The organism is Devosia sp., assembly GCF_965229025.1.
Taxonomy (GTDB): domain Bacteria; phylum Pseudomonadota; class Alphaproteobacteria; order Rhizobiales; family Devosiaceae; genus Devosia_A.
Genome location: NZ_OZ245853.1, coordinates 2378799 through 2395632 on the forward strand (window position 1 = coordinate 2378799; position 16834 = coordinate 2395632).

The following is a 16834-nucleotide window of genomic DNA, read 5'->3' on the forward strand; positions in this document are numbered from 1 at the left end:
GTGACGCTCCGGTCAGGCTTTGGCGTAGGATTTGTCGAGCATCATGTGGACGCCCTTGGAGCCGTTGACGGTCTGGGTGACATGCAGGTCGCCAGCGAGGCTGCACAGCATGTAAGCGTCGGCATGGGAGAGCCCGGTCCTTTCCCCGATCAGCGCGATCATCTCGCGCAGCGCTTTGATGGCGCATTGGTCGAGGTCGGGGTCCATACCCATAGTGATGTAGTGGGTGGGCGTTTCGGCGCGCGGCCAGGTGAAGGTGAGGTCGTCACGGACGATGAACTCGAACGTGCCCTGCAGCGCGGTCTCAATGGCGGTGACGTTGACCTCGCCATCGCCCTGGCACCCATGGCCATCACCGCACGAGAACAGCGCGCCTTCGTTGAATACCGGCAGGTAGAGCGTTGCGCCAGCGACCAGTTCCTTGTTGTCGAGGTTGCCGGCCATGGCGGTGGGAGCGACCGAGGTGACCTTGCCCCAGCCCTTCGGCGGGGCGACGCCCATGACGCCGAAGAACGGCTTCAACGGCAGTTCCAGCCCCCACGGCATAATGCCGACATTGCGCTCTATATCGATGGGAATGTTGGTGAGGCGCATCTCGTTGTAGTCATGCGGCAGGGTGCCGAGCAGTGGCACGATGAGGTTGAAGCCCCAGTCCTGGATCACCTTGACGTCGTGAATGCGCACTTCCAGCACGTTGCCGGGCTTGGCGCCCTCGACATAGACCGGCCCGGTGAGGATGTGCGGGCCGAACGGCGGTAGCGCGTCGAGGATCGGGCCGAGCGCTGGCGGAATGTGGAATTTGGTTGGATCGGGAAGTACATCGCGCGAACCCGTCACCGTGTCGATAGTGACTATATCGCCGCTCTTGACGCTCAGCGCCGGCTTCAGGGTCGCATCGAAAAAGCCGTAGTGGCAGGTCTCGACGCTGGGCAGAAGGTGGTGATTGGCCATGACTTTGATCCCCAACCGGCCTCGGGTCGCCGGCCTCAACAGCGTAAACAGTGGCACTCGCAACGCCAGTTAGTCAACATTTCAAATACTGAAATATGAACTATATGAGCGTCGCTGCCTCGACGGTTGCGCGCTCGGCCGCGACGCGGGCATTGGAGCGGATGATGTAGAAGGTAGTGGAGATGACGATGACCATTCCAACCAGCAGCGTCGACTCGAGATGCTCGTTGAAAAACAGCAACCCGGCAAAGGACAGCAGCACCAGCCGCAGGAAATCGAGCGGCGCCAGCCGTGCCGCCTCGGTCTGCCGGTAGGCGGCGACGAACGTCCAATGGCCGAGCGTGCTGACGATGCCGATGGCCAGCAGCAGGGCCCATTCGGTAGGCGTCGGCATCTGCCAGGTCAGCAGCATCGGTATGCCGAGCACCGGCAGCACCAGCGCGCCTTGATAGGTCAGCACTGTGCCGATGGTCTCGGATGGATGAAAGACGCGGACCGTGAGGATAGTGCCAGCTGAGACGATGGCTCCGGCGATGGCGATCAGCACGTAGACCATATCGCCGCCTTCACGCGGACTCAGCATGATCACCACGCCGCCGAGCCCAATGATGGTGGCGAGCCACGTCTTCCAGTCCACCTGCTCCTTGAGGAACAGCGCAGCGCCCATGGTGACGAACAGCACGGCGGAAAAGCTGATGGCGCTGGCGAGTGCCAGGGGCAGGTAGATGAAGCTGATATAGATGCCAAGGGTGGAGCCCAGCGCCAGAACCGAGCGCCAGAGCTGCAGCTTGAGATTGTTGGTCTTGAGGATGTGACGCGCCTGCTTGCCGGCGGTAGCGAGGATGATCACCTGCATGATGGCCTGGCGCACCACGACCAGCGTGAACACCGAGACCCCCTGCCCGACGATGCGGATCAGCACCAGCAGCACTGAGAAGAACAGCACTGATGTCACCATCAGCACTGTCCCCTTCATCGTCGGGGATTGCGCTTGCCACCAGACCAGCATCGGCAAAACTCCTCCCACCGGTCGTTGCGAGGCCGGGCTCTTCACTCAACACATCGGGCGCGATCAGGCTGGTTCGGCAAGCCGTGTCGGCGCTGGCGCGACGAACCGCAGCATACCCGCCACCGCGGTGACGCCGATGCAGCGGGCATAGTGACCCTTCTCATCGCTGACCGGATCGGGCATGGCCGCGCGGCAGGCGTCGGTGGCGTATTTGCAGCGTGGCGCGAAGCTGCATCCATCCGGCAGCGCCCGCAGATCAGGCGGCGTGCCGGCGATCGCTTCGAGTGGCGCGCCCTTGTGCTGATCCTTGACGGTCGAGGACAGCATGGCCTTGGTGTAAGGGTGCTGGGGGTTCATCAGCACGTCGCGGGCTTCGCCATATTCGATGATGCGGCCCGCGTACATGACCGCGACCTTGTCGGCGATCTGCGCGGCTACACCCAGATCGTGGGTCACGAAGATCATCGACATGCCCAGTTCACGCTGCAGCTTGCGCAGTAGCACCAAGACCTGGATCTGCACCGAAGCGTCAAGGGCGGTGGTCGGCTCGTCAGCGAGCAGAAGGCTCGGCCGGCAGCTTAGTGCCACGGCGATCATGGCGCGCTGCCGCAGGCCGCCCGAGAGTTCGTGCGGATAGGCCTTGAGGCGGCGCTCCGGCGAGGGGACGCGGACCAGTTCGAGGAGTTCGAAGGCGCGCTTCATGGCCGCGTCGCGATCCACCTTTTCGTGACGCATCACCGTTTCGGCGATCTGGTCGCCGATTGTGTAGAGGGGGTCGAGCGCGGTCATCGGTTCCTGGAAGATCATCGAGATTGTGGCGCCACGAAGCTCGGTCATCTTCTTTTCAGAAACAGTGGTGATCTCCTCGTCGCCCACCAGCATGCTGCCTTCGATGATGGTCCGCTTCTTGGGATGCAGCCGAAGCAGGGAGCGCATCATCACCGATTTGCCCGACCCGGACTCGCCGATGACACAGAGCACCTGCCCGCGCGCCAGCTCGAAGCTGACGCCGTTGACAGCCTTCACCGTCGCCTCGCGGGAGACGAAACGGACCTTCAGGTCCTTTACGTTGACGAAGGGCGGGCCGACGGGGCGGGCACGTTCGGCGAGGCTGAGATCGGGCGATTGCATGTCGTTCATGGCAAGCTCCATCAATTCGGAAAGAGTTCGGCCAGCGTCGGCGGCGCTTTCGAATGGCCCGACCCCGCGGTCGTCATGTGGCAGGCGGCGAGGTGCTGGTCGGGCGTGGCGCGCAGCACGTCACCCAGCACAGGTTGCTTGGACATACAAATGTCCTCGGCATAGGGGCAGCGAGTGTGGAAGCGGCAGCCCGAAGGCGGGTTCACGGGATTGGGCGGGTCGCCCGCCAGCGGCGCTGCTTCGACCCGGTCGTCGGGGTCCATGCTCAGCCGACAGGCCAGCAGGGCCTGGGTGTAGGGGTGCTTGGGGTTGGCGTAGAGCTTATCGACCGGCCCGATCTCGACCACCTGGCCGAGGTACATCACCAGCACCCTGTCCGAGATGTATTGCACGACGTGGAGGTCGTGGCTGATGAAGATGTAGGTGAGGTTGAGCTGCTCCTTGAGGTCAGCGAGAAGGTTCAGCACCTGCGCCTCGACGGATTTGTCGAGGGCTGAAACCGCCTCATCGAGGATCAGCAGGCGCGGATCGAGCGCCAGGGCGCGGGCGATATTGACGCGCTGCTTCTGGCCGCCGGAGAGTTCGTGCGGATAGCGCTGGGAAAAGAGGTTGGGCCGTAACCCCACCTTTTCGAGCAGGGCGCGCGCCTGTTCCTTTGCTACCTTGGCGGATGCGCCCTGAACCTTTGGGCCGTAGGCGATGGACTGCTCGATGGGCAGGCGGGGGTTCAGCGATGAATAGCTGTCCTGAAACACCATCTGTAGCGAGCGGCGGAGCCCGTCGAGAGGTACGCCGCGGGTCTCACCGACGGCGTCGCCGTCGAGCACCAGGTGCCCCTCGTCCTTTTCGATCAGGTACATCAGCAGTCGGGCAAGCGTGGACTTGCCGCAGCCGCTCTCGCCAACGATGCCGAGGGTTTCGCCCTTCAGCACGTAGAACGAGATATCGTCTACAGCCTTCACCTCGGCGACCTTGCGGTTGAGCAGGCCCGCCCGGATCGGGAAGTACTTCTTGATGTTTTCGACGATCAGCATCGGCTGGGCCGGACCACCGCGATCACGCGGATCTGCGGATGTGGCCTCGATGGTTTCGGTGACATCGGTCATCTGAGGGGTCCTTTCGATCAGGCTTTGACGTCCATGGCCTGGCGCAACCCGTCGCTGACGAGGTTGAAGGCAATGGAGGTTATGAGGATGGCGACACCCGGAATGGCTGTGACGAGCGGCTGCACGTAGATCGACTGCCGAAGCGTCGAAAGCATCAGCCCCCAGTCAGCGGTCGGCGGCGACACGCCAAGCCCGAGGAAGGAGAGGCCCGAAGCGAGGATGATCGAGATCGATACCAGGGTGGACGAGTAGACCAGCACCGGCGAGAGCACGTTGATCAGCACGTGGTTGAACAGGATCGAGATGGTCGAGGCGCCGCTGGCGCGGGCCGCATCGACGAAATCGAGAGCTCGGACCTGACTGGTGGCGGTCTCGGCCACACGGCAGATCGGCGGGATCAGAACCACGGTTAGCGTCAGCATCTGGTTGCCAATGCCACCACCGAGACTGCCGGCGATGGCAACGGCCAGCAGCACCGATGGAAAGGCGAAGAAGACGTCCATGGTGCGCATGATCACCATGTTGACCTTGCCGCCGTAGTAGCCGGCAACGACGCCGAACATGCCGCCGATCAGCGTCGAAAAGAATACGGGAAGGATGCCCATCATCAACGACACACGACCGCCCCAGAGCATGCGGCTCAGCATGTCGCGGCCCTGCTCGTCGGTACCGAGCAGGTACTTCTTGTAGCCGATGGGGCGCAGGCGGTTGGCCATGCTGGATTTTTCCGGATCCATCGGCGACAGCCACGGGGCAAAGATGGCGGCGAGCACGATCAGGATGATCAGCGCCATGCAGAACAGCGTTACGGGGTCATAGCGCAGGCGGTTCCACACGTTGCCCCAGTAGGAGCGGACCTTGCTGGCGGGAGCGCCCTGGGCACCCGGACTGTTGGCGATCGGCAGGCTGCCGGCGGGAACATCGGTCATGGGGGCCTCCTCAGATGCGCTTGATGCGCGGATCGACGAGCGACTGCATCAGATCGACCACGAGATTGATGAGAACGAACACGGTTGCGAGCACGAGGATGGTGCCCTGCAGCAGCGGGATATCGCGGGTAAGGATCGCCTTATTGAGAAGGAACCCTGTGCCGGGCCAGGTGAAAACCGTCTCGACCAGCACCGAGCCACCGATCAGATAGCCCAGTTGCAGGCCCAGCATGGCGATGGCGCCCGGCATGATATTGCGCACCGCATGGGTGATGATGCTGAACTCGCTGAGTCCCTTGGCGCGCAGCGTCTGGATGAAATCCTGGTTGAGGATTTCGCTGAGCGCTGATCGGGTGGTGCGCGTCATGATACCTAGCGGCGGCAGCGCCAGGGCAATGATCGGCATGACGGCGAACTTGAAGTCGTCCCACTTGAAGTAGTTGAAGGTGTCCGACCCGCTTGAGCCCATGCCGGTGGCGGGCAGCCAGTTGAGGTTCACCGCAAAAAAGATCACCAGCACCACGGCAAGCCAGAAGGTGGGGACCGAGATGCCGAACACGGCGATGGCGGTGACGAACTTGTCGACCAGACCGCCCTGACGTGTGGCGGCGATGATGCCGAGGCCCATGGAGGCGATGAAGGCAATGACCACCGAGATCAAGGCGACGGTGATGGTGTTGAGGAAGGCGCGAAGAACCTCGCTGGCGACCGGCGCATTGTTGGCGATCGAGGTGCCGAGGTCGCCCGAGAGGACGCGCCAGAGCCAGACGAAATACTGGATGACGACGGGTTGATCGAGGCCGTAGTAGGCGCGGAGCTTGGCGATGTCTGCGGCGCTGGTTTCGGGGCGGACCAGGTTCTGGATTGGATCACCCGGCGCCAGTTTGACCAGGGCGAAACAGATGACCGTGACCCCGATCAGAATTGGAATAGTCATCAGCAGGCGGCGAAGCGCATAGAGCCACACGTCTCAATCTCCTAGGCAGACCTGGAAAACCGCGGGCGCAATTAGCGCCCGCGGAAGCTGTATCGATCAGGGATTGACCACGATCGGGGTCAGGTCCTGGAACCAGCTCTGTGCCTGGACGAAGCCAGACAGCTTGGGCGACAGGGCACGGGGGTTGAGGTCGTGGACGATGAACAGTTCCGGCGCATCGGCCATCACGAGGTTGTTCATCTCAGTCAGCAGGGCATCGCGCTTGGCGGTGTCGAATTCCGCCATGGCCTCGAGGCCGAGCTTATCGACTTCGGGGTTCTTGTAAGAGCCCCAGTTGCAGCAATTGGGCGTGGACATGTTGCTCATCCACTTGTTCACCACACCTTGGGACGCATCGATCGGCGCCATCGAGAAGTTGATGCCGTCAAACTCGGAGGCAGCGCCACCAGCAAAGAACACGCTGATCAGGGCGTTCCAGTCCATCGGGACCAGTTCGACATCGAAGCCGGCCTCGTCCATCTGCTCCTTGACCAGTTCGTTCATCGGCAAGGGCTGCATCTGGCCCGACCCGGAGGTCGAAATGCCGATCTTGACCTTGCACGGCATGCAGCCCGCTTCTTCAAGCAGCTTCTTGGCGCCTTCGGTGTCGTATGCGTAGACGGGCGGCGTGCCGTACCAGGGCTGGCTCTCGATCAGGGTGTTGTAGGCTGGCGTTGCCACACCCTGCAGCATGTCCACGAGATCCTGCCGGTTGATCGCCATGTTGGCGGCCTTGCGGACGCGGACGTCGGAGAACGGGCCCTTGTCCACCTTCAGCAGATAGTCCCAGTTGTGCGGGTACGGCACAGTGATGATGTTCATGCCGGCCTGCTTGAGGGCAGGAATGGTGTCGGGCGACGGCGCTTCGACGAAATCTACCTGGCCCGAGAGGAGGGCCGCGGCGCGGGTCGAGGCTTCCGGCATCGGCAAGAGGACCAGACGGTCATGCTTGGGGATGCGGTCCTTGTTCCAGTAGTTGGGGTTCTTGACCAGTTCGAGCCGCTCGTGCGGCACCAGCTTGTCGAACATGTAGGGGCCGGTGCCGGCCGGGTGCTCGGCGAACTTGGTATAGTCGTTGCCGAGCTTTTCGACCTCGCAGTTGGAGATCATGTAGAGCATCGCCATGCTGTAGGGGAGCATGGACGAGGGCACATTGGTGTGCAGCTTAATGGTCAGGTCATCGACCTTTTCCCATGAGGTGAGGCTGGCGACTGCCCAGCCCTGCATACCCGCATGCCGCGCATTGAACTGCGGCGAGCCGGAGGTCTTGACGCGATCGAAGTTCCAGAGCGCTGAGTCCGCGTTCCACGGGCAGCCGTCGTGATAGGTCACGCCTTCGCGCAGGTGGAAGGTCCAGGTCAGCGGATCGGCGGGGTCAATCTCCCAGCTGGTGGCGAGGCCGGGAACGATGTCCGCGGCCTTGTCGGAGCTCGACAGGTCCCACAGGGCCAGCGCGTCATACATGGTGTAGCCGGCGAACCGGTAGCCTTCGTAGCCCTGGTCCGGCGCGCCGGTCCAATCGGGAATGTCTGCGGCAGTCATGGCGACGCGCAAAACGGTCTCCGCGGAGGCGGGGACGGCCATGCTCAAGCCGGTCAACGCGGCAAGCGCCGCGACCGAGAGCATGCCTCGCAATCTTGAAACCTTCATGATGCTTCTCTCCTGCAAGCGGTAGCGCCTTTCGGGATGGCGCCCCTCGGGAGAACAGGGTTGCAAGCGTTGTGCCAGCCGATGGCACGCGCAACGCATAGCAGATGAGCGAACTGCTAAAATATTAAAAACGCTAGCACTTTAGGGACAGTGAACCTAACAGGCACCCAAGAGGTTGGCTTTCAAAAGCATCTATCTTGCAATGAGATACCGGCTTGATAGGGTCCGTTCAGTACAAAAAACGGGCAAAGCGCCTTTAATTTCATCTTTCAATATTATCATTTTCAACTATCAGGAACCGTAGTATGAAAGGTGCATGATCTCACCCTGAGGTGCAGCCATGCCGCCTGTTGCGTCTGTCTTCCCAAGTCAGCCTCCTAGTCAGGTGTTCGCGAACGCCACCGGTGGTCTCCGCCGCAAGCGCGCAACTCATGCCAAGGCTGCCTGACATGCTGGAAAAATCTCCCGCCGACACCCTCCACTATTCCTCGCTGATGGAGGTGTCCGGCCTCATCGCCCGTGGCGAGCTGTCACCGGTGACGCTCACCAAGCAGATCCTCGACCGGATCGGCGCGCTCAACCCCCAGCTTAATGCCTATCTGCTGGTCAAGGCTGAGGCCGCCGTCGCGGCGGCCGAAATAGCCGAGGCCGAGATCGCCGAGGGGCGCTGGCGCGGCCCGCTGCATGGGGTGCCGATCGGCATCAAAGACCTGTTCGAGGTCAAGGACGACCCCGCTACCTTTGCCACCACCGCCTACAATGTGGTTTCCGACAAGGACGCGACGATCATTCACCGGCTGAAGAAAGCCGGCGCGGTGATCCTGGGGCATCTGCACTTGCATGAGGGGGCTTTCGGCGAGCACCACCCCAAGTTGGGCAATTGCATCAACCCCTGGGGCAAGGACTACTGGCCAGGCGGGTCGTCCTCGGGCTCAGGCTCAGCGACAGCGGCAGGGTTGTGTTTTGCCTCGCTGGGCACCGATACGGGCGGCTCGATCCGCTTCCCGTCCGCCGCCTGCGGCGTCACCGGCCTCAAGGTCACCTGGGGCCGCACGTCGCGATATGGCGTGTTCGCGCTGGCCAATTCGCTCGACACCATCGGGCCGATGGCGCGCACCGCCGCTGATTGCGCCGCGATGCTTTATGCCTTTGCCGGGGCCGATCCGATGGACCCGACCTCGCTCGATGCGCCGGTTCCCGACTACCTTGGCGAACTCGACGGCGTCCTCGGGGCGCGCGGCCTCCGCATCGGAATCGACGAGACCTACCTCACCAAGGGCATCAATCCGGAAGTCTCTTCTGCAATCGCAGGCGTCATCGCCACGCTGAAAGATCTTGGCGCCACGCTTGTCCCTGTCTCGGTCCCCGATCGCACCGATGCGATCCAGGCGGCGCTGACCATCACGGATACCGAGGCGGCCTGGTGGCATAACCCGGTCTATGCAGAAAAGAAGGATGAGTATGGCCCGGCGCTCGGCAAGGCGATCGAGCGCGGGCTTGCCATGGATCCGATGGTGCTCGCCGGCGCCTACATCACCCGGGCGCGTTTCCGCGGCACGATCACGCGCCTGTTCGGCGACATCGACATGCTGATTTCGCCGATCTACCCACAGGTTGCCATTCGCTATGACCAGATGGATGCCGCGCTCGAGGATCTCGACGGACTGGTCGGCTACACCTCACCCTACAATCTCGCTGGCGTTCCCGCGATCACCTTCCCCTGCGGCATTGGCAGCAATGGCATGCCCATCGGGGTGCAGCTGATCGGTCCGCACATCAGTGAAGCCCGCTTGCTCAAGGCCGCCCATGCCTACCAGCAGGCCACCGACTGGCACACCCGTCGCCCCACGCTCAGTTGACCAGAGGATCGATCATGCTCGACACCAGTTCCCTGCCCTATATGGCGCTCACCGATGTCGCTGCCGGCGTCAAGACCGGCGAGCTTTCGCCAGTCGTGCTGACCGAAGCCATGCTGGCGCGCATCGCCGCGGTGGACGCGGAACTCCATAGTTACATCGCTGTAACCGGCGAAAGTGCGTTGGCGCAGGCGCGACAGGCGGAAGCGGAAATCCGCTCTGGTCGATATCGCGGGCCGCTGCATGGCGTACCAATCGCGATCAAGGACCTGTTCTTTACCGCGGGCACGCCCGCGACCTTCGGGTCGGCGGCCTACAAGGACTTTGTCTCCGACTATTCGGCGACGGTAGTTGACCGGCTCGTCGCGGCAGGTGCCGTGATCCTCGGCCGCCTCGCGCTCCACGAAGGGGCGCTGGCCGAACATCACCCGATGTTCGGCCCACCGCCGCGCCACCCATACGTTGCTGGCTTCTGGCCGGGCGGCTCCTCATCAGGCTCGGGTGTTGCGACCGCCGCCGGGCTCTGCTTTGCGGCACTGGGCTCGGACACTGGCGGCTCGATCCGCTTCCCGTCGGCCATCAACGGCGTTACTGGTCTCAAGCCGACCTGGGGCCGAGTCAGCCGCTATGGCGTGTTCACGCTGGCGGATACGCTCGATTCCGTCGGGCCCATGGCGCGCTCGGCGGCCGATGCCGCTGCGGTGTTCGACGTCATTGCCGGACACGACGACAACGACCCCACCAGTCTGCGTGCACCGGTGCCGAACTATCTGGCGGCGCTTGAGAGCGGGATTCTTGGGGCCCGCGACCTCAGGATCGGCGTTGACTGGGCCTATATCGAGGAGGGAACCGATCCCGAGATCATCACCTCGATCCGCGACGCACTTGATGTCTTCAAGACGATTGGCGCCAAGCTCGTGGAGATCAAGGTACCGCCGACCCATGCGGTGACGCGGTCGCAGTTCATCATCATGGAAACCGAGTGCGCGCGCTATCACGAGGCGCACTACCGGACCAACCCCGAGGGTTTTGGCCGCCTGCGCGAAACTATCGAGCGTGGCTTCAAGTATTCGTCCACCGAGATTGCCGCGGCCTATATCGAAAAGGACCGCTTCAAGGGCGCCCTGCTCGAACTGTTCGAGCATGTGGACGTCGTCCCTGCCCCGATCATGCCCTGGGTCGGCGCCCGCTACGACCAGCTCGACGAGATCTTCGCCACCATCGCCAGTTTTGGTCGCTACAGCGGGCCCTACAATATGGCGGGCGTGCCTACCATCACCTTCCCCACCGGCAGCAATGTCATCGGCCTGCCGCTCGGCATGCAGTTGATCGGCCCACACCTGAGCGAAGCCAAACTGCTCAAGGCCGCGCACGCTTTCCAGCAGGCGACGCCCTGGCACCTCCGCCGCCCCACCCTGTCCTGATCCCCACGGAGTTTACAGTTCATGTACCTGAGCGACATTCACTTCCAGCCGCTGACCACCGTCGCCAAGCACATCGAGAGCGGTGATATCTCGCCGGTCGAAGTCACCGAAGCGCTGCTGAAGCGCATCGAGACCCTCGATCCGGGCCTCAAGAGCTACACGACGGTCACGCCAGAACTGGCGATGTCGCAGGCCAGGGCGGCTGAGGCGGAGATCATGGCTGGCCGCTATCGCGGGACCCTGCATGGCATCCCGATCGCCGTGAAGGACCTTTGCTTTACCAAAGGCATTCCGACCTCAGGTGGGATGAGTATCCATCGCGATTTCAAGCCGGACCATGACGCCACTGTGGTGACCAACCTTGCGGCCGCAGGTTCGGTGCTGCTGGGTAAACTCCACATGACCGAGGGAGCCACCCTCGAACATCACCCGAGCTTTCCCGAGCCGGTCAACCCATGGAAGGCGGACCTCTGGACCGGCGTATCGTCATCCGGCTCGGGCGTCGCAACGGCCGCCGGCCTGACCTACGCGAGCATCGGGTCGGACACAGGCGGCTCGATCCGTTTTCCTTCAGCGAGCAACGCGCTGACCGGCGTCAAGCCGACATGGGGGCTGATCTCGCGCTACGGCATTTTCGACCTTGCGGCGACCTATGACCATCTGGGGCCGATGGCGCGCTCGGCGGCCGACGCCGCCGCCATGCTGCAGGCGCTCGCGGGTTGGGACAAGAACGACACCACGACACTCCCAGATCCAGTGCCGGATTATCTCGCAGCGCTCGACGGCGTCTATGGGGCGCGCGGCATCAAGGTGGGGGTCGACTGGGACTACATCGCCACCGATGCCGAGCCACAGACCGTGGCGGCGATCAAGGACGCTATCGCAGTGCTCGAAAGCCTCGGCGCGATCAACACGCCGGTCAGCTTCCCATCGCAAGAAGCGCTGCTCAAATACACCATGGCGCTCACCATCGGCGAATTGCTGGCGGCACACGAGGCGACTTACCCAGCGCGAGCCGACGAATATGGTCCGGCCATCAAGGAGATGATGAAGGTTGCCGATGTCACGCCGACCCAGACTGGCCATGGCAATATCGAGCGGCGGAAGTTCCGCGGCGCGGTGATCTCGCTGTTCTCGACACTTGATGTGTTCGTCATGCCGGTCTACCGGCTGGGCACCCCAACCTGGGCCGAAATGCGCGCGCAGGTGGCCGAAGACTTCAACAATATCGGCAAGTTCACCTCGCCCTTCAACGCCACCGGCACCCCGACAGTGACGCTCCCCTGCGGCTTCACCTCCGACGGCCGCCCAATCGCCTTTCAGCTGGCGGGCCTGCCTGGGTCGGAGGCGACTTTGCTCAAGGTGGCGCATGCCTATCAGCAGGCAACCGACTGGCACACCCGCCGCCCGCCCGGCATCTGAGACACCTTTCCCGACCGCTGGCGGTTTGCACCAGCCAGTCAACTCGAGCGCCGCAAGGCGCTCTTTTTTTGTCTGGGAGTGGGTGGCTCTACTGGATAAGTTCGCGCAGCAGGTTGCGCAGCTCTGTCGCGCGATCAGACTCCAACAGTTCGACAATGCGCTGTTCCTGCGCCGTCGAGACGCCGCGCAGGCGCTTGAACAGAGCCTTTCCGGCTGGCGCAGTGAGGATGAGCACGCGGCGGCGATCGTTGGGATCGGGCGCGCGGTACACCAGCGCTTCGGCAACCATGCGGTCGATAATCTTGGTGAGCGTGGGCGGCTCGATCAGGGACTGCGTGGCAATTTCGCCCATAGCGCAGGGCTCGGCCGTATCCAGAACCTCGAGGATACGGAACTGCTCGATGGGCACGCCACCGGGACGCAGACGTTCCTCCAGCTCGTTCTCGAGCTGACGGTTGACGCTGGCGATCATGTAAGCCAGCTGATCCTTCATGCGTGTGGTGGCCATTGCAGCTCCTCCTTAGCGTCGATCTCGTTCACGCTTCTCGTTCCAACCATAAAGCCGCTACTGGCCTTTCGATGCATCGGCCCGGTTCGCCCGGACTCCTCATCGCTCTCCCACCGGCAACAGCACTCCGACTCGCGGTTTCCTACCACCACGAGTAGACACTGACAATATTTCATTTTCAATGAATTTGCTAGCTGCGCCCCTGAAGTCAGTGCGTCAGATCCGCCACTACCCGCAGTGTGACGCCGTCTGCACGTCCCATATAGGCCGCCGGCCACTGCCCCATGGGCTTGCCATCGAGCATGTGGCGGACGCTGGGCCGCGACAGGAGTTGCCCCAGATGGTGCGCAAGTGCGCGGGCATCGCGCGTCTGCAGGTCGTTGGCGAGCCCAGCCAGGACGTGCACACCCTCATAGGCCCCGACACTGCCAGCAGAGACCGGGGGCGCGAATGCGCCAAAGGCATCGTGGTAGAGTTCGAGGAAATGGTCGTTGGATCGCGAATGCCGTTCGGCGAAATAGCTTGATGCGGTGAACAGGTTAGTCGAGGCTTCCGCACCGATGCCGCAGATCACCGTCTCGTCGATAATCAGCCCAAACCGCAGGATCTTTTCATCCATTCCTGCCGCTGCGAAAGCGCGATGGAAGTCCACCGCTGCCTGCCCGACGAGTGCGGTGATCACCATCTGCGCCCCGCTGCCAGCTATCTGGCGGAGGAGCGCGGTGTAGTCCAGAACCTTGATCGGAAGGATTGCCTGCCCCACGAGGAACGTACCCATTTGGCGCATCAGGCCGCGGGTTGTGCCCAATGCCATGCGGGGCCAAATGTAATCGTTACCAACGAAGAAGAACCGCTCCGCCTGCTTTTCCGCTCGCAGCCATGCCAGAGCGGGGGCCATCAACTCGTAGTCGGTGCTGCCGGTAGCGACGGTCGCCGGACCGCAGGCTATGCCCTCGTATTGCGCCGTATAGATATAGGGCACCTTGCTGGAAATCTGCCGGCTGACGGCATCGCGGATATTGCTGGGGTGCGCGCCAACGATCGCGTCGACCCCATCCACCTCGATCAGCGTGTCGACCGCATTCACCGCCTCGGCAATGGAAAAGCCGCTGTCGGCAAACACCAGTTCGATTTCTTCGCCCAGGATACCACCGGTGGAATTGACTTCCGCCGCGCCAACGATCGCGGCTGCGTCGATTGAGGGCGCCCACATGCCGGCAACACCGCTGCGCGGATGCAACATGCCTACTTTTATCGTCCGCCCGTTGCTTGAACGTCCCAAGGCAAGCTCCCGTCACAATTTGCGCCGCAGCGAGGATCGAAATCGACACCCCTCTGGACAGAACTTCCACACCCCGACGAAGCGAGGAGACTGCTACGCAACGCAGGCCCTGTCAAACGCTTGATGTAAATTTCATCGCCTGACATATATGCTTACAATTTAGGCAACACGTCGTGCCGGATAGTCCTTGCATTTTGGATATTTTCATATTTGACTATCTGTATCGATTGCACTCAAGCATTTGCCGAAGCCATATGGTGGCCGGCGCCTCACCGAAAGGACGTGCCATGCACAAGGTCTCCATCCCCCAGCACATCGTCGATCGCGTCCGTCAGGTGCGCGGCCAGGACCACATCTTTTCGAGTCTCGACATGACCAAGGTCGCGCATGTGATCGTGGATATGCAGGTCGGCTTCGTCGCCGAGGGCGCGCCGATCGAAGTGCCGATGACCCGCGAGATCGCGGGCACCATCAACACGATCTCAAAGGCCGTGCGCGGGAGCGGCGGAGTGAACGTCTTTACCCGCTACACCTACGATCTCGCCGAAAAACACAGCTGGGCGCACTGGTTCAATACGCTCGGGCCGACCCAGATCGACGCGCAGGTCAAGATGGCGCGCGGCATGCCTGACTGGGAGATCCACCCCTCCATGGAGGTGAAGGCGGGAGACCTAATCGTCGACAAGACCCGCTTCTCCGCGTTGATCCCCGAGACCTGCGATATGGACGCCCAGCTCAAGGCGCGTGGCATCGACACGCTGATCATCACCGGAACGCTGACCAATTGCTGCTGCGAGAGCACGGCGCGCGATGCGCTGCAGATGGGCTACAACGTGATCTTCATGTCAGACGCCAACGCCACGCTCAGCGACGAGGAGCATCTGGGCACACTGCTCAGCATGTACACGATCTTCGCCGACGTGATGGATACGCCGCACCTGCTCGGGCTGATCGACGACTCGGCTTCCGCCAAGGCCGCAGCATGAACGCCTCAGCCCCGATCGTTGCCACAGATGCGATTGACGTTGTCGAACTCACCATTACTGAGGCTCAGCGGGGTCTGGCGGAAGGGCGCTTCACCTCGGTGTCCCTTACCGAGGCGTTCCTTGCCCGCATCGCGCGCTACGAGCCCTTTTACAACGCCTTCACCTTCATGAACCCCTCCGCCCTTGCCGACGCCGCCGCCATGGACGCTCGCCGGGCGGCTGGAGAGGTGCTTGGGCCCCTGGCAGGCGTACCGGTTGTGATCAAGGAAGCGATGGATTTTGTCGGGCTGCCCTCGACGGGTGGCTGGGCAGGGTTCCACAGCGCAACGGGCGGCGTTGACCTGATGCCCGGCACTGATGCCCCAGTCGTAGCGCGTCTCAAGGCAGCGGGTGCGGTGATCCTGGGCAAGACCAATATCCCGGCCTTCAGCCATGATGGTACGCGCGCCAATTCTAGTTGGGACGGGCCGACCTACAACGCTGTGGACCGCTCCGTCGCTCCGGGCGCCAGTTCCAGCGGCACGGCAACTGCGGTGTCCGGCAGCTTTGCAGTCGCCGGCCTTGCCGAGGAAACTGGCGGTTCGATCCAGAATCCGGGCGCAGCGCAGAGCCTTGTGAGCATCAAGCCGACCTTCGCGCTGGTCCCCAATACTGGCGTCATGCCACTTGCAGGTTCCACCCGCGATGTCGTTGGCCCCCACGCCAAGACCGTGATGGACGCGGCGATCCTCCTCGATGTGCTGGCTGGCTACACCTCGGCGGACCCCAAGACCGTCGCTTCCATCGGCATGCTGCCCAAGGGTGGCTACACCAGCAAACTCAGCCCCACCGCCCTCAAAGGCGCCCGCGTCGGGCTTTATGGGAAGGGTTGGCGCACTGAGCCGCTCTGGGATGAAGCGCAGGCGCTTTACGATGCCGCGATCGCGGAAATTGCGGTTCGTGGCGCTGTCTTGGTCGACGATCCGTTTGTTGGGACTGATTTTGCCAGCCTTTCCAAGAAAGACTTGGGTTTCGATCCGCGCGGCATCGAGTCGCTGGTGTTCGATTTCGAGAACTTCCTGCGGCGCCTGGGGCCGGGGGCGGTGGCGAACTCGATTGCGGAGCTTGCGCCTCTGCTCCCTTCTGATCCGTTCGCAGCTGATGGTCCGCTCGCGGTACACCTTGCCGATCCAGTGTTCAGGGCCTCGATCGAGAACCCGGCGCTGCCGCCTGACCTCAGTGCGTTCCATGCCGCGCGTGAGGCTTATCTCAGTACTTTCAATGCGGTAATGGCGGAACACGATCTCGACGTGCTGGTGTTTCCGCAAATGTCGGCGGCGATTCCGGGGGTTTTCGATAAGGCGCTTTACCCCGAAACGACTGTTTCCGAGATCAACATCGCAGGGTTGCCTGGGGTCACCGTGCCAGCGGGTCGGTTTGCTGGCGGCTCGCCGTTCAGCTTGATTTTCGTGGGGCCGATGTGGAGCGAGGCGAGCTTGCTCGGGTACGCCTATGACTACGAGCAGGCGACGCACCACCGCATCGTGCCGGTGCTGGAGGAGACGATCTTCCGTCCTTCGGAGGCTGTTTGACTGTCGTTAAGTCGTGAACTTCTG

The 16834-nt window shown here is 62.6% G+C and carries 14 protein-coding genes; 5 read left to right on the plus strand and 9 right to left on the minus strand.

Annotation, left to right across the window (positions count from 1 at the left end):
- Positions 1 to 12: 12 nt before the first annotated feature.
- The 7 genes from ACO06J_RS11710 to ACO06J_RS11740 all read right to left on the minus strand — a co-directional run bounded on the left by ACO06J_RS11710 (position 13) and on the right by ACO06J_RS11740 (position 7761).
- A complete protein-coding gene (locus ACO06J_RS11710) occupies positions 13 to 951 on the minus strand; it encodes an acetamidase/formamidase family protein (RefSeq protein WP_421760894.1) in 939 nt (312 codons plus the stop codon).
- A gap of 100 nt (positions 952 to 1051) precedes the next feature.
- Positions 1052 to 1960, minus strand: coding sequence for a DMT family transporter (locus ACO06J_RS11715; protein ID WP_421760895.1), 909 nt, complete (start codon positions 1958 to 1960; stop codon positions 1052 to 1054).
- A gap of 63 nt (positions 1961 to 2023) precedes the next feature.
- Positions 2024 to 3091: an ABC transporter ATP-binding protein gene (locus tag ACO06J_RS11720; RefSeq protein WP_421762496.1), complete on the minus strand. Its 1068-nt coding sequence runs from the start codon at positions 3089 to 3091 to the stop codon at positions 2024 to 2026.
- Positions 3092 to 3111: 20 nt separating this feature from the next.
- Positions 3112 to 4206 carry an ABC transporter ATP-binding protein gene (locus ACO06J_RS11725; protein ID WP_421760896.1) on the minus strand — a complete coding sequence of 365 codons (1095 nt, stop codon included), beginning with the start codon at positions 4204 to 4206 and terminating at the stop codon, positions 3112 to 3114.
- Positions 4207 to 4223: 17 nt separating this feature from the next.
- Positions 4224 to 5135, minus strand: coding sequence for an ABC transporter permease (locus ACO06J_RS11730; protein WP_421760897.1), 912 nt, complete (start codon positions 5133 to 5135; stop codon positions 4224 to 4226).
- Positions 5136 to 5145: 10 nt separating this feature from the next.
- Positions 5146 to 6102 carry an ABC transporter permease gene (locus ACO06J_RS11735; protein ID WP_421760898.1) on the minus strand — a complete coding sequence of 319 codons (957 nt, stop codon included), beginning with the start codon at positions 6100 to 6102 and terminating at the stop codon, positions 5146 to 5148.
- Between the two features lie 66 nt (positions 6103 to 6168).
- The gene (locus ACO06J_RS11740) at positions 6169 to 7761 is read right to left on the minus strand and encodes an ABC transporter substrate-binding protein (protein WP_421760899.1); all 1593 of its coding nucleotides are present in this window, start codon (positions 7759 to 7761) and stop codon (positions 6169 to 6171) included.
- A 449-nt stretch (positions 7762 to 8210) separates the two neighbouring features.
- Between ACO06J_RS11740 and ACO06J_RS11745 the strand changes: the two genes are divergently transcribed.
- From ACO06J_RS11745 to ACO06J_RS11755, 3 genes are read left to right on the plus strand one after another with little or no spacing between them, the layout of a single operon-like run.
- Entirely contained in the window at positions 8211 to 9620 is a 1410-nt protein-coding gene (locus tag ACO06J_RS11745; RefSeq protein WP_421760900.1) for an amidase, read from the plus strand.
- A 14-nt stretch (positions 9621 to 9634) separates the two neighbouring features.
- Positions 9635 to 11041, plus strand: a complete 1407-nt coding sequence (locus ACO06J_RS11750; RefSeq protein WP_421760901.1) for an amidase — start codon at positions 9635 to 9637, stop codon at positions 11039 to 11041.
- 21 nt (positions 11042 to 11062) lie between these two features.
- Positions 11063 to 12463, plus strand: coding sequence for an amidase (locus ACO06J_RS11755; protein WP_421760902.1), 1401 nt, complete (start codon positions 11063 to 11065; stop codon positions 12461 to 12463).
- An 88-nt stretch (positions 12464 to 12551) separates the two neighbouring features.
- Here ACO06J_RS11755 and ACO06J_RS11760 read toward each other — a convergent pair whose 3' ends face one another.
- Both ACO06J_RS11760 and ACO06J_RS11765 read right to left on the minus strand, forming a co-directional pair.
- Entirely contained in the window at positions 12552 to 12971 is a 420-nt protein-coding gene (locus ACO06J_RS11760; RefSeq protein WP_421760903.1) for a MarR family winged helix-turn-helix transcriptional regulator, read from the minus strand.
- Between the two features lie 208 nt (positions 12972 to 13179).
- A complete protein-coding gene (locus tag ACO06J_RS11765; RefSeq protein ID WP_421760904.1) occupies positions 13180 to 14253 on the minus strand; it encodes a substrate-binding domain-containing protein in 1074 nt (357 codons plus the stop codon).
- A 287-nt stretch (positions 14254 to 14540) separates the two neighbouring features.
- Here ACO06J_RS11765 and ACO06J_RS11770 point away from each other — a divergent pair, with 287 nt between their 5' ends.
- Complete coding sequence (locus ACO06J_RS11770; RefSeq protein ID WP_421760905.1) at positions 14541 to 15239, plus strand: cysteine hydrolase family protein; 699 nt, start codon at positions 14541 to 14543, stop codon at positions 15237 to 15239.
- Positions 15236 to 16810, plus strand: coding sequence for an amidase (locus ACO06J_RS11775; protein WP_421760906.1), 1575 nt, complete (start codon positions 15236 to 15238; stop codon positions 16808 to 16810). The genes ACO06J_RS11770 and ACO06J_RS11775 overlap by 4 nt, the downstream gene beginning before the upstream one ends.
- The last annotated feature ends 24 nt before the right edge of the window (positions 16811 to 16834 follow it).